This window comes from Streptomyces vulcanius (genome assembly GCF_042653945.1).
Taxonomy (GTDB): domain Bacteria; phylum Actinomycetota; class Actinomycetes; order Streptomycetales; family Streptomycetaceae; genus Streptomyces; species Streptomyces mangrovi.
Window position 1 is genome coordinate 192,255 of the sequence record NZ_JBHSFK010000016.1, and the last position, 22,843, is coordinate 215,097.

At 71.5% G+C, this 22,843-nt stretch carries 15 protein-coding genes; 10 read left to right on the forward strand and 5 right to left on the reverse strand.

Annotation, left to right across the window (positions count from 1 at the left end):
- Nucleotides 1-44 precede the first annotated feature (44 nt).
- Both ACFPIH_RS25065 and ACFPIH_RS25070 read left to right on the forward strand, forming a co-directional pair.
- A complete protein-coding gene (locus tag ACFPIH_RS25065) occupies nt 45-419 on the forward strand; it encodes a cupin domain-containing protein (protein WP_381169188.1) in 375 nt (124 codons plus the stop codon).
- 27 nt (nt 420-446) lie between these two features.
- A complete protein-coding gene (locus ACFPIH_RS25070; protein WP_381168610.1) occupies nt 447-3,248 on the forward strand; it encodes an AAA family ATPase in 2,802 nt (933 codons plus the stop codon).
- Here the strand turns inward: ACFPIH_RS25070 and ACFPIH_RS25075 are convergent.
- Entirely contained in the window at nt 3,245-6,082 is a 2,838-nt protein-coding gene (locus ACFPIH_RS25075; protein WP_381168608.1) for a helix-turn-helix transcriptional regulator, read from the reverse strand. The genes ACFPIH_RS25070 and ACFPIH_RS25075 overlap by 4 nt on opposite strands.
- Before the next feature lie 94 nt (nt 6,083-6,176).
- Between ACFPIH_RS25075 and ACFPIH_RS25080 the strand changes: the two genes are divergently transcribed.
- From ACFPIH_RS25080 to ACFPIH_RS25095, 4 genes are all read left to right on the forward strand, one after another.
- Nucleotides 6,177-8,912 (forward strand): AAA family ATPase, encoded by a 2,736-nt coding sequence (locus ACFPIH_RS25080; protein WP_381168606.1) that lies wholly within the window; start codon nt 6,177-6,179, stop codon nt 8,910-8,912.
- Between the two features lie 75 nt (nt 8,913-8,987).
- On the forward strand, nt 8,988-9,437 hold the full coding sequence (locus ACFPIH_RS25085; protein ID WP_381168604.1) for an SsgA family sporulation/cell division regulator: 450 nt from the start codon (nt 8,988-8,990) through the stop codon (nt 9,435-9,437).
- Between the two features lie 319 nt (nt 9,438-9,756).
- Complete coding sequence (locus tag ACFPIH_RS25090; RefSeq protein WP_381168602.1) at nt 9,757-11,112, forward strand: NAD(P)/FAD-dependent oxidoreductase; 1,356 nt, start codon at nt 9,757-9,759, stop codon at nt 11,110-11,112.
- On the forward strand, nt 11,109-11,387 hold the full coding sequence (locus ACFPIH_RS25095) for a hypothetical protein (protein ID WP_381168600.1): 279 nt from the start codon (nt 11,109-11,111) through the stop codon (nt 11,385-11,387). The genes ACFPIH_RS25090 and ACFPIH_RS25095 overlap by 4 nt, the downstream gene beginning before the upstream one ends.
- Here ACFPIH_RS25095 and ACFPIH_RS25100 read toward each other — a convergent pair.
- The 4 genes from ACFPIH_RS25100 to aceE all read right to left on the reverse strand — a co-directional run bounded on the left by ACFPIH_RS25100 (nt 11,350) and on the right by aceE (nt 17,035).
- Nucleotides 11,350-11,559 (reverse strand): hypothetical protein, encoded by a 210-nt coding sequence (locus ACFPIH_RS25100; RefSeq protein ID WP_381168599.1) that lies wholly within the window; start codon nt 11,557-11,559, stop codon nt 11,350-11,352. The two genes, ACFPIH_RS25095 and ACFPIH_RS25100, sit on opposite strands and share 38 nt — an antisense overlap.
- Nucleotides 11,560-11,637: 78 nt before the next feature.
- Nucleotides 11,638-12,384, reverse strand: a complete 747-nt coding sequence (locus tag ACFPIH_RS25105; RefSeq protein ID WP_381168597.1) for an SDR family oxidoreductase — start codon at nt 12,382-12,384, stop codon at nt 11,638-11,640.
- 91 nt (nt 12,385-12,475) lie between these two features.
- Nucleotides 12,476-14,182 carry an FAD-dependent oxidoreductase gene (locus tag ACFPIH_RS25110; RefSeq protein WP_381169186.1) on the reverse strand — a complete coding sequence of 569 codons (1,707 nt, stop codon included), beginning with the start codon at nt 14,180-14,182 and terminating at the stop codon, nt 12,476-12,478.
- Nucleotides 14,183-14,311: 129 nt separating this feature from the next.
- Complete coding sequence (aceE, locus tag ACFPIH_RS25115; protein WP_381168595.1) at nt 14,312-17,035, reverse strand: pyruvate dehydrogenase (acetyl-transferring), homodimeric type; 2,724 nt, start codon at nt 17,033-17,035, stop codon at nt 14,312-14,314.
- 230 nt (nt 17,036-17,265) lie between these two features.
- Here aceE and ACFPIH_RS25120 point away from each other — a divergent pair, with 230 nt between their 5' ends.
- The 4 genes from ACFPIH_RS25120 to ACFPIH_RS25135 all read left to right on the forward strand — a co-directional run bounded on the left by ACFPIH_RS25120 (nt 17,266) and on the right by ACFPIH_RS25135 (nt 22,827).
- Nucleotides 17,266-17,637 (forward strand): cupin domain-containing protein, encoded by a 372-nt coding sequence (locus ACFPIH_RS25120; RefSeq protein ID WP_381169185.1) that lies wholly within the window; start codon nt 17,266-17,268, stop codon nt 17,635-17,637.
- A gap of 6 nt (nt 17,638-17,643) precedes the next feature.
- Nucleotides 17,644-18,228, forward strand: coding sequence for a DUF5134 domain-containing protein (locus ACFPIH_RS25125; protein WP_381168593.1), 585 nt, complete (start codon nt 17,644-17,646; stop codon nt 18,226-18,228).
- A 103-nt stretch (nt 18,229-18,331) separates the two neighbouring features.
- Nucleotides 18,332-21,475, forward strand: coding sequence for a family 20 glycosylhydrolase (locus ACFPIH_RS25130; RefSeq protein ID WP_381168591.1), 3,144 nt, complete (start codon nt 18,332-18,334; stop codon nt 21,473-21,475).
- Nucleotides 21,472-22,827: a MarR family transcriptional regulator gene (locus ACFPIH_RS25135; RefSeq protein WP_381168589.1), complete on the forward strand. Its 1,356-nt coding sequence runs from the start codon at nt 21,472-21,474 to the stop codon at nt 22,825-22,827. Before ACFPIH_RS25130 ends, ACFPIH_RS25135 begins: the two co-directional genes overlap by 4 nt.
- Nucleotides 22,828-22,843 lie beyond the last annotated feature (16 nt).

Here is a 22,843-nt window from a genome sequence, read left to right on the forward strand (position 1 = left end):
GGAGGTGCACAGTGTCGGAGAAAGACGCAGAGTTCGGCCCCAGGATGCTGGCGGACATCAAGCCGCCCTTCATCCCGGAGGGCGCGTCGGGGATGACCGTTCTGGTCGAGTGGCCTCCGGGGCATCCCGGCACTCCTCCGCACCGGCACTCGGGGCCGTGTTTCGGCTATGTGATCGAGGGCGCGGTCCGGTTCGAGCTCGAGGGCGAGCCGGAGCGGGTGATCAAGGCCGGTGAACCGTTGTGGGAGCCGGGCGGTGACGTGATCCACTACCAGAACGGCAACGCCCTGTCGGACGCTCCCACCAAGTTCGTCGTCGTCATGCTGTCCGCGCCGGGCCGGCCGATGCTCACGCTGGTCGACGAGGAGGAGTTGGAGAAGCGGGCGCACCTGCGCGCCCCGCGTCCCTCCGCCGGCTGAGTCAGTTCGCGAAGGGGACATCCTGTGGTGGGTGATGGCTCGGCGCGGCGGAGCACGGCCGAGGCGCTGGTCGGACGCGACGGGGAGTCGGAGCTGCTGCGGTCGTTCGTCGACGAGGCGGCCGGCAGTGGTGGGGTCCTCCTGTTGTCGGGGGAACCGGGCGTCGGCAAGTCCGTCCTCCTGGACGTCGCAGCGAAGGCCGCGGTGGCAACCGGCGCGCTGGTACTGCGCTTCGACGGCGTGGAGTTCCTGGCCGATCTGAGTTTCTCCGGCCTGAACCATGTGCTCGAACCCTTGCGTCACGAGCGCGACGGACTCGAGCCGGTGCACCGTGACGCACTGACGGTGGCGTTGGGCGCCGCAGGCGAGGGCGCCCCGGTGGACCGTCTGGTCGTCTACGGCGCCGTGCTGGCGTTGCTCCGCCGGGCCGCCCTTACCCGCCCGGTGCTGCTGATCGTCGACGACCTGCAATGGGTCGACCGCGCGAGCGCGGCGGCGCTGGCCTTCGTCGCCCGTCGGCTGGCCGGGAGCCGAGTGGGCTTTCTCGCCGCCTCCCGGCCGGGGTTCGAAAGCTTCTTCGAGCGGGCGGGGCTTCCGGAGGTCACGGTCTCGCCTCTGGACGACAGGGCCGCGGCCGGCCTGGTCGGCACCCGGTTCCCGCTGCTCGGCACTCGGGAACTGCAGCGTGTCCTCGCGCAGGCCCGGGGCAATCCGCTGGCCCTGCTGGAACTGCCCGCCGCGCTCGGCGACTCGCGATACGGCGAGGGAGGCGCGCTGTCCGAGGTGCTCCCGCTCAGCCGTCGTCTGCGGGACCTGTACGCATCCCGGGTCGCGGAACTGCCGGCGCCCACCCGCCGGCTTCTGCTGCTCGCCGCGCTCGAAGGCGGCGACCTGTCGGTCCTGCGGGCCGCCGCCGCCCCCGACGAGGACGTGCTGTGCGAACTCGCCCCGGCGGAACGGGCCCAGCTGGTGCGGGTCGAGGACCGGGGCCTGGGGCGGCTGGCCTTCCGCCATCCACTGATCCGCGCGACGATCGTTTCGGGCTCGACCAGCGGTCAGCGTCTGGACGCCCATCGCGCGCTGGCGGACGCCTTCACCGATCAGCCCGATCGGCGGGCGTGGCACCTCGCCGAAGCCACGCCCGATCCGGACGAGCGGGTCGCGGCGCTCCTGGAGCAGACCGCCCACCGGGTCCGCCGGCGCGGCGACGCCGTCGGCGCGTTCAACGCGCTGATCCGGGCCGCCGACCTCACTCCCGGTCCCGCCGACCGCAGCAGGCGTCTGGCCGAAGCCGCCTACGTGGGCTCGGACGTCGCCGGAGAGCTGCGCACGGCGGCACAACTGCTCGTCGAGGCCCGGCGCGCCGACCCCGAGCTCAGGGGATCGCTGCAGGCGGCAGCCGCAGCCTCGCACGTGCTGCTCAACCGTGACGGTGACGTCACCACCGCGCACCGGCTGCTCGTCGGCGCGATCACGACCCGCGAGGGCAGGTCCGACAGCGACGACGACGAGGCGCTCTTCGAGGCACTGTGCACCCTGCGCAGGGTGTGTCTGTGCGCCGGCCGGCCCGAGTTCTGGGACGGGTATCACGCCGCCATGTCCCAGCCGGCCGTACGTCTGCCGCCCTCCCAGGAACTGATCGTCGACGTCTACGCCGACCCGGCACGCGCCACCGCGGAAGCCCTCACGGCCCTCGACGCGGCCATCCACGGCCTGCACCAGGAGACCGACCCGACCCGGATCGGGCGGATCGGGATGACGGCCCTCTTCGTGGACCGGGCGACCGCGTGCCGTGCGGCCCTGTGGCGCGTCGTCGACGACGGGCGCGAGGGAGGCGCGGTCACCTCGGCTCTCGTCGCGCTGGCGGTGCTGTGCCTGGACGACTTCATGACAGGCCAGTGGGACGAGTGCGGACGCCTGGCCACAGAAGGCCTCGCGCTGTGCGACAGCCACGGCTATCAGATGCTGGCCCGGCAGTTCCTCCGGGGCGAGGGCCTGCTCGCGGCGGCGCGGGGCGACGACGCCACGGTGCGCCGACTGGCGCGGCGGATCACGGAATGGGCCGCCCCTCGCGGCACCCGGACCATCGAGCAGTTCGCCTGGCACATGACGGCACTGGCCGCCCTCGGGCGCGGTGACTACGAGGAGGCCTACCGGTACGCGTCGGCGATCAGTCCTCCAGGCGGGCCGGCGCCCCATGTCCCGATGGCCCTGTGGATTTCCATGGACCTCGTGGAAGCCGCCGTCCGCACCGGACGCCGGGCCGAGGCACTCGCTCATGTCGCCGCGATGCGGCAGACGGGCCTGCCCGCCATCTCGGGCCGCCTGGCCCTGGTCACCGCCGGATCCGCTGCCATGGCCGCCCCCGAGGACCGGGCGGCCCGCCACTTCGAGGAAGCCCTCGCCGTTCCCGGCACCGAGCGCTGGCCCTTCGACCTCGCCCGCGTCCGTCTGGCCTACGGCGAACACCTGCGTCGCGTACGGGCCGGCAAGGACGCCAGGGCGCACCTCGACGCCGCCCTCGAGACCTTCCGTCATCTCGGGGCCGTCCCCTGGGCCGCACGGGCGGCCCAGGAACTGCGGGCGACCGGCCGTACGACCGCCTGGGCGCACGCCGACCCGCGGGCGAACCCGCTCACACCGCAGGAACACCAGATCGCCGCACTGGCCGCCTCGGGAATGACCAACAAGCAGATCGGCGAGAGACTCTTCCTCTCCCACCGGACCGTGGCGGCCCACCTGTACCGGATCTACCCGAAACTCGGTGTCACCTCCCGCGTCACCCTCGGCGGAGCCCTCGCCTCACTGCCGCCCCACCACGAGCCCTAGGCCCCTTCGGGAGTGGGATGCCGAGGAAGGGCCGCCAGCGCGTCCCTGAGTGCCGCGCGTGAGGCGATCCCGAGCTTCGGGAACAGCTGGTAGAGGTGCGAGCCCACGGTGCGGGGCGAGAGATAGAGACGTTCCGCGATCTGCTTGTTGGTCAACCCGGAGGCGGCCAGCTGAGCGATCTTCAGTTCCTGCGCGGTGAGAGTCACCGCGTCATGCGTCGTCCTGGTCAGGGACCGGCGGGTGGCACGGAGTTCGCCCGCGGCCCGGGCGGCCCACGGCTGCGCGTCCAGGCGTTCGAAAGCCTCTGCCGCCGCGTCCAGTTGGGCCCGCGCCTCGGTGACCGAGCGCATGCGCCTGAGGCGCTCCCCGTAGGCCAGCCGAATCCGAGCCAGATCGAACGGCCGGCGTTCCGCTCCCGGGACGGCCAGGGCCTGCTCGAAACGCCGGGGCGCACGGTCGTCGGGCGAGACGAGCGCGGCCGAGCCCGCCACCAGAAGTGCCAGCCGGGGCGAGAAGGCCGCGACACCGGACTCCCGCAGGGCACGGACGTGTGCCTGCGCCTCGGCGGTGCGCTGGGTGTGGACGGCGGCCTCCACGAGATCCATGCAGGCCCACAGGGCGTGGGGAGCATGGGACGCGAGTCGGCCGGCGGGGCTGATCGCCGCCGCGTGGTGGTAGGCGCCTTCGTAGTCGCCGTCGCCGAGCCCGGTGAGGACCCGGGCGTGGTTGGCGAGGGCCACGGCTCCCAGAGCGCCGCGGGGCACGGCCCACTGCGTGATGCGGTCGGCCAGAGCACGGCTCTCCTCGAAGCGGCCGTGGACGCCGGCGAGCAGCGCCTGGTGGTACTGGAAATACCAGGAGAAGAACCGGTACCGGTGCTCCTCACAGACCCTCAGGCCTTCAGCGGCCAGCCTTTCGGCCTCCTCCCACTGGCCGGTCAGGAAGTCGTCCAGGCACAGGTGCATGAGCGCGTCGATGTGCCGGCGTGCGGGGCCGCCCCGGCGTCCCTGGCGGACCACACGCCAGGAGACCTCCCGCACCTCCGCGAGGCGGTCCGGGTAGACGCAGGCCGTGCCGACGCGGACGACCTGCCCCGGGTCCTCCTCGTCCCGGATACCGGCGAGGACCGAATCGAGCTCCTTCAGGCCGGCCACCCCGGTGCGGGCCGGATCGGCGAACGTCCTGGCGCAGGCGGAGAGCAGCGGGGGAGGAGCCGGCTTCAGACGGTGGAGCGCCGCGTGGAAGGGTTCCCACAGGGCGACGCGACCACCCGACCAGCACACCAGCAGCAGGGTGTGCATCGCCTCGACGAGGGCGCCGTCCTCGGCGTCATGTCCGTGCGTGCCGGTCTCGATGGCGCCCACCAGAAGCCGGTGAGCCGTATCGACGTCGCCGTCACCGCTGTTGAGCAGGAGAAGCGCTGCCGTGGCGGCGGCGAGCGGAGAGCCGGTGACGTTCGGGTCGGCGCGCCGGGCGCTGTCGAGGAGTTCGGCAGCCGCGCGCAGCTCACCGGTCGAGTCGGCACCGAGGTAGGCGGCCTCCGTCAGCCGGCGTCCCCGGTCGGCGGGACGGGGGCTCAGCTCGGCGGCCCTGGTCAAGGCCGCGACCGCTCCCGCGGCGTCACCTCGTCGGGCGATGCGGTGCCCGGATTTCTCGAGGAGGGCCGCAACCCGCTCGTCGGGCGAGAGAGTCGCCTCTCCGAGATGCCAGGCGCGGAGCTCGGGCTCCTCCGCGCGGATCTCCGCGAGCGCCCGGTGAGCCTGGCAGCGCTCGGTCAGGGTGCTGACCTCGACGACGGCAGCCCGGATCAGCGGGTGAGGGAAGGTGACCCGGTGGTTCGTGTCGTCGACGGCGATCAGACGGTCCGATGCCGCCGACTCCAAGGCCCGCAGCCTCTCCCGGTCCTCCGGCCGGATCCGCAGGACGTCCAGCTCCCCGGTGCCGTCGAGTGCGAGGAGCAGCAGGAGCCGTCGCGCTTCGGCCGGCAGGCCGCGGACCCGCGAGACGTGGAGGCTCTGGAGGCGCTGGGGGAGGGGCGGCACGGCCGCCAGATCGGTCGGCGCGCCGCGTTGCGGGCCGCTCAGCACGGCGGGAAGTTCCAGCAGCGCCAGGGGATTGCCCTGCGCCTGCGCCAGGACGTGCCGTCGTGCGCGTGCGGCGAGCCCCGGAAACCGTGCGCCGACCAGTTCCACGGCCGCGCCGTGATCCAGCGGCGGTACCTCGTACTCGGTGAGTCCGGCCCGTTCGAAGAAGGTCTCGGCTCCCGACCTGGAGGCCGCGAGGAAACCGATACGGGTACCCGCCAGCCGACGGGCGACGAAGGCCAGCACCGCCGAACTGGCCCGGTCGAGCCAGGGAAGGTCGTCCACGACGATGAGCACAGGACGTTCGGTGGCCGCCCGGCGCAGCAGAAAGAGCACCGCGTTGGAGACGAGAAGCCGGTCGGGCGCCGGATCGCCGCCGAACCCCAGCGCACTGCGCAGCGCCTTCCGATGCGTGTCTCCCAAGCGGGCGAACCGGTCATTCAGCGGGAAGAGCAACTGGTGGAGACCGGCGTAGGCGAGCTCGGTCTCGAACTGGACACCGGCGGCCGGCAGCACCAGGGCGCCCGCCGACGCCATGACCTCGGCGGTCTCACGCAGCAGCACGGTCTTGCCCACACCCGGCTCCCCGGAGAGCAGCAGGGCGCGGCCCCCGGCCGTTCCCGGCCCGAGGAAGGCCGTGATCTCCTGGAGCAACCGCGCACGGCCCACTACCTCAGGGGGCGAAAGCCCGTCGAAGGAAACCCTCCCGGCGGCCGGCGCCGGCCGTGTCGCGCGAGACGCGAGTGACATGGATGCCCCCGAACACTGTGTTCGACGTTGTCGCCGAACAGTGTGAAACCTTGGACACACCGTGCACCGGCCCGCGAGGGCTAACATCGGTCAAGTGACTGTCGGGGCGGTCCGTTCGGGCCTGGTGGGACGGCGTGCGGAGCTGACGCTCGTTCGCGCGCTGCTCGACGAGGCCGTGACCGGTGGCGGGACCCTGCTCCTGACCGGTGAACCCGGCGTCGGAAAGACGGTGCTCCTGGACTGCGCGGCGGAGATGGCGTCGGCCGCCGGACTGGAGGTGCTGCGGGGTTCAGGCGTGCGGTCCGAGGCCGACGTCGCCTATTCCGGGCTCCATCAAGTCCTTCTTCCGCTCGAGGGCGAGCTGGGGTTGCTCCCACCCGCGCAGCGCGCCGCGCTGACGGTGGCGCTGGGGTTCGGGGCGGGCGCGGCCCCGGACCCGCTGCGGGTGTCCATGGCGGCCGTCGCCCTGCTGCAACGGGCCGCGGCACGTCGGCCGTTGCTGGTGATCGTCGATGACGTGCAGTGGCTCGACCGGGCGAGCGCCGGTGTGCTGGGATTCGTCTCCCGTCGTCCGCCGGGAAGCCGCGTCGGGTTTCTCGCGGTGGCGCGCCCGGGAACGGAGAGCCATTTCGAACGCGCCGGACTCCCCGAGCACGAACTGCGGCCGCTCGACGACGAAACGGCGACGGATCTGCTGCGCATCCGGTTCCCCGCTCTGGCGCGCCGGGACCGCGTACGCCTGGTGGCGGAGGCGCGGGGCAATCCGCTGGCGCTGCTGGAACTGGCGGGCGACGAGGAGAGCGGCCCGCCGTCCGCCGCGAGGCCGGTGCGGTCGTGCGTGAACGCGCTTCCCGCCCCTGCCTTCCGGCTGCTGCTGCGCGCGGCCCTGGACGTCACCGGCGATCCGCGCATCCTGCGGTCCACCGGCCCCGGCGCACCCGGTTTCGGTGATCTCGGCCCGGCCGAGCGGGCCGGACTGATCCGTGTCGACGACAACCCCCGCCGCGTCGAGTTCGTTCATCCCCTGATCCGTTCCGCGGTGCTGAGACGGTCGACCAGCGGCGAGCGGCGCGAGGCGCACCGGGCGCTCGCACAACTGCTGGCGGACCGGCCCGAACGCCGGGCGTGGCACCTCGCGGAAGCGAGCATCGAGCCCGACGAGCAGGTGGCCGTCCTGCTCGACGAGGTGGCCCCGCGCCTGCTGCGGCGCGGCGACGCCGTCGGAGCCGTCGCGGCGCTGTCGCGGGCCGCCGAGCTGAGCCCCCGCGGCACCGACCGGAGCCGCCGGCTCGCCGAGGCCGCGTACATCGGAGCGGACGTGACCGGGGAACTGCGCGGCACACCGCAGCTGCTGGCCGCTGCCCACGCCGCCGATCCCGGGACCGACCAGCCGCTGCACGCCGCGGTCGCCGCCGCCTACATGCTCCACACCGGCGAGGGCGACATCGACACCGCGCATCGACTGCTGGTCGGGGCTGTCGAGGCCTTCCCCGATCGGGACGGCGCGGACGACCCCATGGTGAACCGAGCCCTCCGCACTCTGCTTCTGGCGTGCTTCTTCGGCGGGCGAGCCGAACTGTGGGATCCCTTCCACGCGGCCGTCGCCCGCTCCGGGGGCGACAGCCTCGTGTCGCTGTGCGGCACCACCTCCTGCGATCCCGCCCGCACCACGGCGGACGTGCTGGAGCAACTCGACGACCTGATCGCTCGAAGCGGCGAGGAGTTGGATCCGAGCCGGATCGTGGGGCTCGCGACCGCCGGCGTCTTCGTCGACCGGCTCGCCGGCCTGCGTGAGTCGCTGTGGCGCGTCGTCCGCGACGCAAGGCAGGGGGGCGCCGTCGGCTCGGCCGTCGACGCACGGCTCCTGCTGGGCATCGACGGCTTCCTGACCGGCCGGTGGGACGAGGCGCGGCGGCTGCTCGACGAGGGCGTCCAGCTCTGCGACGACCACGGCTACGGGATCCTGGCCCTGCCGGGGCGGTGGGGGCAGGCGCTTCTCGCCGCCGCACGGGGCGACTTCGACGCCGCCGCAACCCTGACCGACGACATCGTCCGCTGGGCGGCGCCCCGGGGAATCAGGGTGGCCCAGATGTACGCAGGGCACATCCGGACCCTGACGGCGCTGGGACGGGGAGACTACGAGGAGGCCTACCGGCAGGCCACCGCCGTCAGCCCGGCAGGCGTCCTGCGCTCCAGGGTCCCCCTCGCGCTGTGGGTCGCCATGGACGTCGTCGAGGCCGCCGTCCGAAGCAACCGGCACGCCGAGGCGGACGCACACGTCACCGCCATGCGTGACGCCGGTATCGCCGGCCTCTCCCCGCGACTGGCGCTTCTCGCGGCGGGCTCGGCGGCCATGGCCGCTTCCGACAGCACGGCCACCGCGCTCTTCGAGGAAGCACTCGCCCTTCCCGGAGCCGAGCACTGGGCCTTCGAACTGGCCCGCGTGCGGCTGGCATACGGTGAACACCTCCGGCGTTCCCGGGCCATCACCCCCGCACGGGCCCAACTCGGCGCGGCGCTCGACGTCTTCCGACGGTTGGGCGCACACCCCTGGGCGACGAGAGCCGAGAACGAACTCCTCGCCACCGGGCAGACCAGGTCACGCGCGGGGGAGTTCGGGCCGGGGGCACTCACCTCGAGGGAGCGCGAGATCGCGACGCTGGCGGCGTCCGGGCTGCGCAACAGGCAGATCGGGGAGCGGCTCCAGCTGTCCGCCCGGACCGTCGGAGCCCACCTGCGTCATGTCTTCCAGAAACTCGGCATCGCCTCCCGGGCCGCGCTGCGCGACGCACTCGGCCCGGCCGGGGCAGAAGACGCGCGGGTCATTTGACTGATGACGACGTTCCCGCCCGCTCACAGAATCGTGGTGACCCCGACTCGCACCGGATTGCCGAATGGTGATGTGATGAGTAAGCGAGACAGTCTCACTCTGGTGGTGAGCCGGATGCTTGTCCGCCTGGCCGTCGCCGATGGGGTGGACCGGCCCGTGGTGCTGGATCTGTGTTACGACAGCGCCGATCCGTACGCGGTGTCCTTGACATTCCACATACACACCGATGACACCGTGCAGTGGGTGTTGGGCCGTGATCTCCTCCTGGACGGACAGCATGGGCTCGCCGGCGTCGGCGACGCCCAGGTCTGGCCCTCACGACGCTCATGGGCGGGCAAGGTGTGCATCGCGCTGCGCCCGTACCCGAAGAGGAAGGCGGTCGTGGTGACAGCCTCGGCGCGAGCCCTGGAGGCCTTCCTGCTGCGCACCCTCGCGGTGGTGCCCGCCGGCACCGAGGAACGCCACCTGAACATGGACGGAACCGTCCGTCAACTCCTGGGCGGCCCCGGCGAGCCGCATCGGTAGGGGCCCGCGAGGCCGCCTGCACCTGGATGGAGAACTGCCGTGACTGCCATCGACGTGCGCGAACTGGCGATGGACGCCCTCGCGCTCATGCTCTACCGAGCCGCGGCACCGGCCGGACGGTGCGCGGAGGACCTGCTGGCAAGCCTCTCGGACGCCGAACTGAGCGCGCTGTACCTCAGCTGCGCCGAGAGGATCTGCCGGAAGTACGGACCGCCGCCCGACTGCCCGGCCGGGGCGACCGCTCCATACCGGGCACCGGATGTCACACCGGGCCGCCCTGCGCGGTCTAAGCGGTGTCGGACAACAACCAGAGGAAAACATGCGTGAGATTGTGATCGTCGGCGGCGGCTACGCGGGCTTCTACACCGCATGGGGCCTGGAGAAAACACTGCGGTCGGGCGAGGCGCGGGTCACGGTCGTCGACCCCCGCCCCTACATGACCTATCAGCCCTTCCTGCCGGAGGTGACGGCCGGCTCGGTCGAGGCCCGTCACGCCGCCGTGTCGCTGCGGCGGCACCTGCGCCGCAGCCGGCTGATCGCGGGGACCGTCACGGAGGTCCGCAACGCGGACCGTACGGTGACCGTCCGCCCGGTGAACGGAGCCGACTACGAGCTCCACTACGACATCCTCGTGGTCACCGCGGGCGCCGTGACCCGCACCTTTCCCATCCCCGGACTCGCGCAGCAGGCGATCGGCCTCAAGCATGTGGAGGAGGCGGTGGCGATCCGCGACCGGCTGCTGACCGCGTTCGACCAGGCGGCAACACTGCCACCGGGTCCCGAGCGGCGAAAGCTGCTCACCGTCACGTTCGTGGGCGGCGGGTTCTCCGGCGTCGAGGGCTTCGGCGAACTGCTGTCGCTGGCTACCGCGATGCTCAAGTCGTATCCGGAACTGAGCTTCGACGACCTGTCCTTCCATCTGGTCGAGGCCCGGGGCCGCATCCTGCCCGAGGTGGGCGACAAGCCGGGGGCCTGGGTGGTGCGCTCGCTGGAACGCCGCGGCGCACGGGTCCACCTGGACACGCAGCTGGTGTCGGCGGAGGACGGGCATGTCGTGCTCTCCGACGGCGAGGAGTTCGAGTCCGGGCTGATCGTCTGGACCGCGGGCAACGCCTCGAACCCGGTCGTGCACAACCACACGGATCTGCCGGTCGACGAGCGCGGCCTGCTCGTGGTCCGCCCCGATCTTCGCGTGGGCACCGACAGCGAACCCGTGCCGGACGTGTGGGCGGCCGGAGACGACGCGACCATTCCCGACCTGGCATCGCCCGTACCGGGCGCACGCACGGTGCCGAACGCCCAGCACGCCGTGCGGCAGGGCCGGCTCCTCGCCAAGAACCTCGTGGCCGACCTGCGCGGGAAGCGGGTCCGCAACTACCGCCACAGCAGTCTGGGAGTGGTGGCGACGCTGGGGCTGGGGCGGGGCATCTTCCAGTACAAGGGCATCGTCATCAAGGGAGTGCCCGCCTGGCTGATGCACCGGGGCTATCACGTCCTGGCCGTGCCCACCTGGGAGCGCAAGGTCCGTGTGCTGACCGTCTGGCTCACCGCCGCGCTGTTCGGCCGGGATCTCGTCTCCCTCGCCTCCGTGCAGCACCCGCGGGACGCCTTCGTCACCAGCGGCGAGGCGCAGGGCTTCGGCGCGAGCCGAGCGGGAGAGGAGACGGCGGCATGAGCATGTGGGTTCCCCATCGGCGCGTGGCGGATTTCACCGCGCGCATACGGGGGCTGACCCCGGACCAGAAACGGGAGATCGAGCAGTGGTATCTCGGCGAGCAGAAGTACTTCGCCCGCCTGGTGACCGATCACATCGCCGACCGCATCGACGCGGCGGAGGAACAGCACCACATCCGGATCCGGCGCTGGCTCCGGGGAACACTCACCGTGATGGTCCTCGTCACCGTGGCAATGATCACGTGCGTCGCGGTGACGCTGGGAGCGAAGGGCTGAACGTGACACGGGCCCGGCGATGCAGCGCGGCCGAGACGGCTCTCATCCGCTCGTCGAGGTCCACGAGTTCCCGCCGCAGCGCGGTGACACGGGTCTGAAGCTCGGCGGCCTCGGCGGCCAGCGCTACGGCGGTGGCCGCGATGTCGATGCGGTCCTGACCGGCTTGGGTCATGGTGCCCCCTTGTGCTGTACGGCGGAGATGTCAAGGCGAGGGTGGCCCTCGTCTTTCGACGAGGGCCACCCTCAGGGCTTACTTCTGCTGTGCGAGCCAGTCGGGGAGGCGGGTCTCGCCGGTGTGCGCGTCCGGACCGGGCAGGAGGGTGTTCTCCTGCAACTCGGCACCCCAGTACCGTGCCGTCGGGTCCGTGACGACCGTGCGGGGGTCGTTCTTGGCGGCGAGCGCCTTGCGGATGAGCTCGTCGAGCTGGTACGCCTCGGGGCCCGCGACCTCCACCACGCCGTTGACCGGCGTACCGACCGAGGCGCGGCCGACGGCCGCGGCCACGTCGTCGGAGGAGATGGGCTGGATCTTGACGGGGGCCAGACGCACGGTGTCGCCCTCGGTGGCCGCGTCGGCGATCCCCTTCATGAACTCGAAGAACTGGGTGGCGTGGACGATGGAGTAGGGGATGCCGGACTCCTTGATCAGCTCCTCCTGGACCTGCTTGGCGCGGAAGTAGCCGCTCTCCTGGAGGCGTTCGGTGCCGACCACGGAGAGCGCCACGTGGTGCTTCACGCCGGCCTCCGTCTCCGCTTTGAGGAGGTTGGTGGTGGAGGTACGGAAGAAGGCCATGACGGCCTCGTCCTCGAAGGAGGGGGAGTTGGACACGTCGACCACCACCGACGCGCCCTCCAGGACCTCGGCCAGCCCCTCGCCCGTCAGCGTGTTGACACCGGTGTTGGGCGCCGCCGCGACCGCCTCGTGCCCGTGCGCGCCCAGCCTTCCCACCACCTTCGAGCCGATGAGCCCGGTTCCACCGATCACTACGACCTTCATGACGGAATTCCTCTCGGGGTTTCCAGATACCTGTACTCGAAGAGACCGGACAGCGGCTCTGTCCGTGACAGGCGGTTTGCGGTAATCGAGCTCATTCGACGAGTTTTCCCTCGGTGGAGACCTCTTCCCTTTCCATCAGCGAGGAGATCTCGTCGGGGACGGCGGGGATGCTCTCGCGGGTGATACCGGTCGTCGGGGACCACACGAGATTGACCTGAAGGGCGGGGTCCTGGTCGGGGTAGTCGCTGCGGTTGTGGCAGCCGCGCGTCTCGCACCGCTCCAGCGCCGATTCGAGGGTGGCCCGGGCCGCCAGCGCGGCGGACTTGAGGTCGAATGCGTGTGCGAGGTCCTGATAGCCGGCGATGTCCGGGTGGACCCCGACGTCCTCCATCCTCTTCTCGATCACCGAGAGCTCCGCCAGCCCGGCGCGCAGGCCTTCTTCGTCGCGTACGACGCCGGCGTGCTCGGTCATGGTGTTGCGCAGGGCGCGCTGCAGGGCACGGACGTTCTCCGGTCCGTCGGCCGTGAGCAGGTCGTCGATCTCCGCGCGGGCGTGGGCGACGGCCGATGCCGACCGCGGCTGCGCGGTGAGGGACTGGGAGTAGGCGGCGGCCGCCCGGCCGGTGAGGCGGCCGTAGACCAGCAGTTCGATGAGGCTGTTCCCGCCGAGGCGGTTGGCGCCGTGCAGCCCGCTGGATGCCTCGCCGATGGCGTACAGGCCGGACACGTCGGTGCTGTGGTCCTCGGGACGCACCCACACCCCGCCCATCGAGTAGTGCGCGGTGGGCGCGATCTCGATCGGTTCGCGGGTGATGTCCAGCATCTGCAGATCGAGCAGGGTCTGGTAGACGCGGGGGAGGCGGGTCATGATCGTCTGCCGGGGCAGGTGGGACACGTCGAGCCACACGCCTCCCTTGGCGGTGCCCCGCCCTTCCTTGATCTCCGTGTAGGAGGCCAGCGCCACGCGGTCGCGGGTGGACAGCTCCATGCGGTCGGGGTCGTAGCGGGCCATGAAGCGTTCCCCGAGCGCGTTGCGCAGGATCCCGCCCTCACCCCGGGCGGCCTCGCTGACCAGCGTGCCGGCCGCGTTCTCCGGCTCGATGATCCCGGAAGGATGGAACTGCACCAGCTCGGCGTCGCGCAGACGGGCCCCGGCCTCCACGGCCAGCCGGAAGGAGTCACCGGTGTTCTCGTCGCGCCGTGAGGACGTGCGCCGCCAGATACGGGTGTGGCCACCCGCGGCCAGGATCACGGCGTCGGCGTGGATCAGGTAACGCCTTCCGTTCGTGAGGTCGAAGCCGTAGGCACCGAAAACGGCGCCTTCGTGCACCAGGAGGCGGGTGATGTAGACGCTGTCGAGCACGGGGATGCCGAGCTGGTCCGCGCGCCGCACGAGCGTGCGCTGGATCTCCAGACCGGTGTAGTCGCCGGTGAAGGCGGTCCGCCGGAACGTGTGCGCGCCGAAGAAGCGCTGGGAGATCCGGCCGTCCTCCTCCCTGGCGAAGGCCATGCCGTAGCGCTCCAGGTCGTCGATGCCGCGGGCGGCACCCTGGGTGACGATCTGCACGGTGCGAGGGTCGGCCAGCAGGTAGCTCTCCTTGAGCGTGTCGGCCGCGTGCTGCTGCCAGCTGTCCTCGGGATCCATGGTGGCCAGTGCCGCGTTGATGCCTCCGGCCGCGAGCGCCGTATGCGCGTCCTCCTTGGGGCGCTTGCCGACCGCGAGGACGTCGACACCGGCCTCTGCCAGCTCGATCGCTGCTCGCAGCCCGGCACCTCCGGTGCCGATCACCAGCACCATGGTGGCAAGACGTTGTTCGGTGACAGCCACGGTCCACTCCGATCGCCTGGGTCGTCACCCACTACGACCGGACAGCGCCGCGATCTGTGACAACCCCGCCGAGCACCCCTGCCGTGACGCCCCCCATGGTCACCCCCGCCACCCGTACCACTCGCGCGCCTGCGCGACCGACTCCGGGCTGACCGCGTCGGCGCGCGCCAGCCGGTCCAGGGCGGCGACGACGATCGACTCGGCGTCCACGCGGAAATAGCGCCGCACGGCGTCCCGGGTGTCCGACAGCCCGAAGCCGTCCGTTCCCAGCGACGTGTAGTCGTGCCCGACCCACTGGCTGATCTGGTCGGGGACCTGTCGCATCCAGTCGCTGACCGCCAGGACGGGCCCCGGTGCGTCCGCCAGCGCCGCCGTCACATACGGGACGCGCTCCTCGCCCCGCAGCCGCGCCCGGTCGGCCTCCAGCGCGTCGCGGCGCAGCTCTGTCCAGGACGTCACCGACCAGATGTCGGCGTGGACGCCCCACTGGGACAGCAGAAGCTCCTGTGCCCTCAGCGCCCAGTGGATGGCCGTGCCGGAGGCCAGCAACTGGATCCGCGGTCCGGCGCCAAGGGGGTCTGCCTGCCGGAACCGGTAGACACCCCGCAGGATTCCCTCCTCGACCGAGGGCCCGGCGGGCATCGCCGGCTGCCGCTTGGGTTCGTTGTAGACCGTCAGGTAGTAGAAGACGTCCTCGGGCCGGTCGCCGTACATACGGCGCAGCCCGTCCCTGACGATCACCGCGATCTCGTACGCGAAGGCCGGGTCGTAGCACACGGCGGCCGGATTCGTGGACGCCAGCAGATGGGAGTGCCCGTCGGCGTGCTGCAGCCCTTCGCCGGTCATCGTCGTACGGCCCGCCGTCGCCCCGATGACGAACCCGCGTCCCATCTGGTCGGCGAGCGCCCAGAACTGGTCACCGGTGCGCTGGAAACCGAACATGGAGTAGAAGACGTAGAACGGGATCATGGGTTCGCCGTGCGTGGCGTACGAGGTCGCCGCGGCGGTGAACTCGGCCAGGGAACCGGCCTCGGTGATGCCCTCGTCGATGAGCTGGCCGTTCTTGGCCCCCCTGTAGTACAGCAGCTGATCCGCGTCGACCGGCTCGTAGGTCTGGCCGTCCGGCGAGTAGATCCCGGCCGTCGGGAACAGGGACTCCATGCCGAACGTGCGGGCTTCGTCGGGAATGATCGGCACCCAGCGCGGTCCGGTCTCCTTGTCGCGCATCAGCTCCTTGACCAGGCGGACCAGAGCCATGGTGGTGGCCACCTCCTGGTTGCCGAAGCCCTTCTCCAGGGTGTCGAAGGGGCGGTCCGGCGGCTGCTTCAGCGGCTTGGGCACCACCCTGCGCACCGGGACGGGGCCGCCCAGCGCGGTACGCCGGTCGTGCAGGTACCGCACCTCCTCCGAGTCCTCACCGGGGTGCCAGTACGGCACCAGGTCACCACTCAACGCACTGTCGGGGATGGGGAGTTCGAGCAGGTCACGCATCTCGCGGAACTGCGCGACGGTCAGCTTCTTCATCTGATGGTTGGCGTTGCGTGACTCGAAGGCCGGCCCGAGCGTGTGTCCCTTCACCGTCTGGGCGAGCACGACGGTGGGCGCTCCCCGGTGCTCGACCGCCGTCTTGTAGGCGGCGTAGACCTTGAGGGGTTCGTGCCCGCCGCGCGAGTTCGCGAACAGATCGGTGAGCCGGTCGTCGCTCAGCCCGGCGGCGATGCCGGAGAGCGCGTCGCCGGTGAAGAAGTTCTTGCGTATGTAGGCGGCGTCCCGGGCGGCGTACGTCTGCATCTGGGCGTCGGGCACCTCGCCGAGGCGGTGGACCAGGGCGCCGGTCGTGTCCTGACGCAGGAGGGAGTCCCAGGCCTCGCCCCAGAGCGACTTCACCACGTTCCAGCCCGCCCCGCGGAACCTGGCCTCGAGCTCCTGCACGATCTTGGAGTTCGGCCGTACGGGACCGTCCAGGCGCTGCAGGTTGCAGTTGACGACGAAGGTGAGGTTGTCGAGACGCTCACGGGCGGCGAGCGCCAGCGCGGCCGTCGACTCGGGCTCGTCCATCTCGCCGTCCCCGAGGAAGGCCCAGACACGGGACCCGGAGGTGTCCTTGATGTCCCGGGCGTGCAGGTAGCGGTTGAACCGGGCCTGGTAGATGGCGGCGAGCGGGCTGAGCCCCATGGAGACGGTCGGGAACTCCCACAGCCACGGCAGGCGCCTGGGGTGGGGGTAGGACGGCAGTCCGTGACCGGCGGCCTCCCGCCGGAACCCGTCCAACTGCCCCTCGTTCAGGCGCCCTTCCAGGAAGGCGCGGGCGTAGACACCCGGCGAGGCATGCCCTTGCACATACAGCTGGTCGCCGGAGCCTCCCCCACTCTCGGCTCCGCTCGAGCGGGAGGTGCCCCCACCGTCCTTGCCCCTGAAGAAGTGTTGGAACCCGATTTCGTAGAGCCAGGCCGCCGAGGCGTAGGTGGCTATGTGGCCGCCGAGCCCGAAGCGGGAGCCGCGGGTCACCATCACCGCCGCGTTCCACCGGTTCAGCGCGGTGATCCTGGACTCCATCGCGACATCGCCGGGAAAGGCGGGCTGCGCCGACGCCGGGATCGTGTTGATGTAGTCGGAGGACAGCAGCCCCGGCAGGCCTATGCCGGACCTGCCCGCGTACTCGTGCACGCGTCGCAGCAGGTACGCCGCCCGGTCCGGACCCGCGTTCCTGACGACGGCGTCGAGCGACGCCTGCCACTCGGCGGTCTCCTCGATGTCCTGGTCGGGCAGCTGGTCCAGCTCACTCGTCGAAGCGGCCTCGGCGGGCCCTGCCGAATCACTCATGACAGCCTTCCTGTCGCTCACAACATCTAGGACAGGGCTCGTGCCGATGTTGTGACACCGATGCAGTCCGTGGTGTCACGGATTCACCCCGGATCCGGTCATCACTGGCAAACGGCCATGGCAGACATGGCGCCGTGGATCTGTGGAGGTGCACCATCGTGTCGAACAAGGACTCAGTGAACGGGACCGGCGGGCAGGGTGTGTCGGAGGGGTGGAAGACCGCGGCGAAGATGTTGCAGGACACCGCACCGGTCACCGTCCCCGAGGGTGCCTCGGGGATGACCCTCTATGTCGACTGGGAGCCCGGAGACCCGGGAACCCCGCCGCACCGGCACTCGGGGCCGGCCTTCGGGTACGTCATCGAGGGCGCGGTCCGGTTCGAGCTCGAGGGCGAGCCCGAGCGCGTGATCGAGGCCGGCGGGACGTTCTGGGAGCCGGGCGGTGACCTGATCCACTACCAGGACGGCAACGCCCTGCCGGATGCGCGGACCCGGTTCGTCGTGACCATGCTGTGCGCGCCGGGTCAGCCGATGCTCACGCTGGTCGACGAGGAGGAGTTGGAGAAGCGCGCGCACCTGCGCGCCCCGCGGCCCACCGGCTGATGAGGCGTGAGCGCCGCTGATGCCGTGTACTGCATGCTGACCGCGCTGTTCGCGGTCGCGGCCGTCCTGGCGCTGCGGTATGCGATCCTGCCACCGGGTTCCGGATGGCGCAGCCGCGTCGACCATCTCCTGCACACCGCCATGGCCCTCTCCATGGCGGTGATGCCGTGGCGCTGGGACGGCAGACCGGCGGGGGCGGAGACGGCCTTCTTCGCCGCCGCCGCACTGTGGTTCCCGCTGACCGCTGTCATCGGCCGCCGGAAGTCCGGGCTGACCGACATCGCGCGGACGCTGCCCTACTCGGCCGGCATGGCCGCGATGGCCTGGATGACGCACCTGACGACGGGCCCGTCGTACCAGGCCGTACATCTCGACCACGCCATGGGGTCGAGGACCGAAGACGTCGTCACCGGAGTGCTGGCGCTGTACCTTCTCGCGTGCGCCCTTCGGACGCTGACCCTGGACATGCCCACGCTGCACGGCACTTCGGGCGCGGTGGACGTCTCCACCAGCATCGAGGGGCCCTGCACCCGCTTCTGGCACGGGTCGATGGCCCTGGGAACGGCCGTCATGCTGCTCATGCACCACTGACTTCTCCTGGTTCAACGATTCATCTTGTTCTCGGGAATGGGTGGCTTCTATCATCAGTGCGCCAGTCGGAGATCCAGAGGTCACCCTTGGGCAGGAGTTCCGCATGAGCACGATCCGCCGTGTCCTGCTGCCACTGCTCGTCGCGTCGGGGCTGGTACTAGGCGTGTTGTCAGCCGTGCCACCCGCGGTGGCGGCGGGTGCCGGCAGACCCTGGACGATCCCCGCGCTGAAGCAGTGGACCACCTCGGCCGGCGGCGCCGGATCCTTCACCGCCGACGCCTCGACCCGGGTGGTGACCGACAGTCCCCAACTCGCCGCCACCGCCCGCACCCTCGCCACCGACCTCGGTGACCTGCTCGGCCGCGAGGTCGACGTCGCCAAGGGGCACCCCCGCCCGCACGACGTCGTCCTGCGCACCGATCCGGCCGTGCGGCCCAAGGCCGAGGGCTACCGTCTGGCCGTCGCCTCCACCACCGTGATCAGCGGCGCGACCGACACCGGCGTGTTCTGGGGTACTCGCTCCGTGCTGCAGATGCTCACGCAGAACCGCACCCTCCCGGCCGGCCAGGCGAAGGACTGGCCGGACTATCCGTACCGCGGCATCTCCCTGTGCAACTGCAGCAAGTTCTTCTCGGTGCCCTGGCTGGTCCGGCTCATCAAGGACATGTCGTACCTGAAGTACAACCAACTGCACCTGGAAATGCGGATCGCCAGTACGGCGCACCCCGAGAACAACTCCGCCACCGGCCCGGTGTACTCGCCCGCGCAGGTGCGCCAGATCGTCAGCGCCGGCAAGCGGTACCACGTGCAGGTCGTCCAACAGGTCGGCACACCGGGCCACATGGACTACTACCTCGCCGCCCACCCCGGGCTGCGGGCCGCCGACGCCTCCGGCACCGCCAACCCGTCCAACCTGGACATGGCGGACCCGAAGGCGCTGCCGTACGCCAAGTCCCTCCTCGACGAGCAGATGCCGCAGTTCCCGGGCAGCGAGTGGTACGGCGGCGGCGACGAGTACCTGAGCACCGCGGCCGCCTACGAGCAGTACCCCTCGCTGGTGAAGTGGGCCCGCGAGCAAGCCGGTTCCGACGCGCCGGCCGCCGACTCCTGGGTGCTGTGGCAGAACCGGATCCACGACTACGTTGCGAGCAGGGGCCGTACCCTGCACGTCTGGAACGACCAGCTCTACGAGGGGCTGCCCACCAGGCTCGACCCGGGCGTCGTCGTCGACTACTGGATCCACCAGGACGGCCGGACGACCCCCGCCGAGATCGCCGCGAACGGCAACGACCTCGTCAACGTCTCCGACTCCCTCTACTACGCCAGCGGCGGTCCGCCGAACGCCCAGTGGATCTACGAGACGTTCACCCCCTCCCTCTTCAGCGGTGGCCTCACCCTTCCCGCCGACGACCCCCACCTCCTGGGCGCCGCCATGGGCGTATGGCCCGCCGCCTACGGCGACAGCCAACACGCCGTCGAACAGGGCATGTTCGGCCCGCTCCGCGCACTCGCGCAGAAGAACTGGGGAGGCAGCCCGCTCGTCTCCTCGTACGCGGACTTCCAGCCCGTCGAGCAGGCGATCGGCCACGCACCCGGCTACCCGACCACGGGCGCCCTCGCGGCGGACCGCGTCTACACCCTGCGGGCGGGCGACGCCGCGTACGCCGTCGCCGCAGGGGCCGAGGACCGCACCGGCTCGCTCGTCACCGCGGCCACCCCGGACACGGCCGGAGGCTGGCTGCTGCAGCAGGACTCCGACGGCGTGTACACCCTGCGCTCGCAGGCGGACGGACGCTGCGCCGAGGTCGCCGGCCAGTCGTACGCGGACGACGCGCGCATCGTCACGGCGGACTGCGCGGCCGACTCGGACGCCCAGAAGTGGCTCGCCGAACCGACGGCCCGCGGGCTGGTGCTCCGCTCCGGCCTCAGCGGACGAGTGCTGACCGCACCCTCGGGCGGAGCGGGCACGGCGCTCGTGCAGCGTTACGACACGGGCGCGAAGGACCAGCGGTGGACGGTGGCAGCGGCCGCCTCGCAGGTGACGGGCGCCCTGACGATCGACGACCCGGTCGTCCCCGCGGGCGGCCGGACCGACGCCACCGTGTCGCTCACCAACCACGGCAGCCGCCCGGTGACCCTGTCGAAGGTGTCGCTCGACACTCCCGACGGTTGGACGACACAGCCCCGGGGCACGGCACCGGCCAGGCTGGACGCGGGTGCCACCGCCACGCTGAAGTGGGCCGTGACGGCCCCGGCCGACGCCGCCACCGGCTTCGCGCAACTGCGCGCCGTCGCCGTCGCGGAAGGCGGCGACACGGGCGCCACCGGCTCCGCGATGACCACGGCGGCGAGCCTGAAGGGAGCCACCGCGTACGACGCCGACTTCGTCTCGGGCACGGTCACCCCGATCGACCTGGCCACCGGCACCGCGCAGGACGCCGTCACGGTCGGCAAGCTGCCCGGCACGATCGTCGCCGACCCCTCGGGCACGACCCTGTACGTCGCGAACCAGGGCTCGGCGTCGGTCAGCGTCATCGACACCGCCACGCGCGAGGTCACCGCCACGGTGCCGGTCGGCACCACCCCGGCGGGCCTGGCGCTGTCGCCGGACGGCACGACCCTGTGGGTCTCCGCGTACAGCGACAACGCCGTGCAACCGGTCGACCTCACCACCCTGACGGCGGGCCCGGAGATTCCCGTCGGCGCCGGGCCGGAGAACCTGGCCATGAGCCCCGACGGCACCACCCTGTGGGTCGCCTGCCGCACCGGCAACCAGGTCGTCCCCGTGGACACCGCCTCCCGCACGGCGGGCACCGCCGTGCCGGTGCCGAACAGCCCCTTCGGCATCGCGATCGACCGGGACGGCGGCACGGTGTACGTGGGTCAGCAGACGGCGAGGACCGTGCTGCCCATCGACACCGCCACCCGGACCCCGGGCACCCCGATCGACGTCGGCGGCGCGCCCTTCGGCCTGACCGTGAGCCCGGACGGCAAGACCCTCGCTGTGGGCGTGAACGACACCTACACCGCGGCCTTCGTCGACCTGGCGACCGGCAAGGTCCGCAGCAGCGTCCTGCTCGGTCTCCAGCCCACCCAGATCGCCTACACCCCCGACGGGACGGTGGCGTACGCCGCGGTGGGCGCCGACGGCACCGTCGTACCGATCCTGACCGCCGACGGCGAGACGGGCCCGCCCATCCGGGTCGGCAGCTACCCGATCGCCGTCACGGTCGTGGGCGCGTCGTGAGTCTGTGCATCGGCCTCGTCGTCCACGCAAGCCGCCGCGGGGTCTTCGAGGAGGCCGTCGAGCCGCTGTCCGGAATCTCGCTGAAGTGGGTCACCTACGGGCACGAGCGGGAAATCCGTCCCCGCGTCCAGAGCCTTGTCGACGGGCATGCCCTGGACGGACTGCTGGTGGGTGCCGTTCCGTATCGCGCCTGCCGCGACCTCCTCGACCACACCCTCCCCATCGCGGTCACCCGCAACTCCGCCCTCGACCTGGCGCTCGCGTTGGCCCAGGCGCAGGCCCGCGGCTGGCAGGCGGTTCCGGTCAGCATCGACACCTTCGAGCACGAGGTGGTCTCCGAGGTGACGGAGGCGCTGCACCTCGACCGCACCCGTGTCACCTGCCTGCCGTACGCCGACGACCAGAGTGTCGACGAGATCTGCGCCTTCCACCAGCGGTCCCTCCACGACGGCGACGGTTACGTCATCACCGCACGCACCGCGGTGCTGCGGCACCTGCGCGGCACCCTGCGGGTGCTGAACGGCTCACCCACACCGTCCGGCATCCGCGCGGAACTGCACGAGCTGCTGCTGCGCATCCGGTCCGAGCGGGCGGGCGCCGCCGGGTTCGCCGCGGGTGTCTTCTGCGTCAGCAGGCACGGCTGCCCCGGTGACCCGGAGCGCAGCCGCATGGACCTGCTGCACCTGCTGCGGGCCACGCCCGAACTCACCGACGCCTGGATCGAGAACCGCGGCCGGCGCGGTGTGGTGGTGCTCGGGCGCCGGACACTGTTCGAGCGCCTCAGCCGTGACTGGCTCGTCGTTCCGGTGCTGGACCGGGCCCAGGAGTCGCTGGGTGTGCGGGTGGCAGCCGGCTTCGGCGTCGGACCATCGGCCCGCACCTCGGTGGTGCTGGCCGAACGGGCCGCCGTCCGCGCGGAGTCGGAGAACCGGCCGTGCGGCTATCTGATGGAGGACAGCGGACTGGTCATCGGGCCGATCGGGCCGGGCGGGCAGTCTGCGGGACAGGTGGGAGGACAGCCGCCGGCCCGGCCCCGCCGCGACCAGGGCGACCGGATGCGGGAACTCGCGCGCACCGTCGGGCTGAGTCCGGCAACGTTGTCCAGGCTGGCCGCGATCGAGCACGACGTGGCCGGACGCACCGTCACACCGAGCGAACTGGCCGATGCCATGGCCATCACCGACCCCAGCGGCCGGCGTCTGGTCCGCAAACTCCACGCGCACGGCCTGGTCACCTCCGAGGGATGTGCCCAGACCCACCGGAAGGGGCGGCCGACAGGGCTGTACCGCCTGGCGATCGTCGCGGCCCTGACCGGTTCCCCCGCCGAAGGCCGCGCCCTCGAAGCCAGGTGAGCCCGGGCCGCGGTCC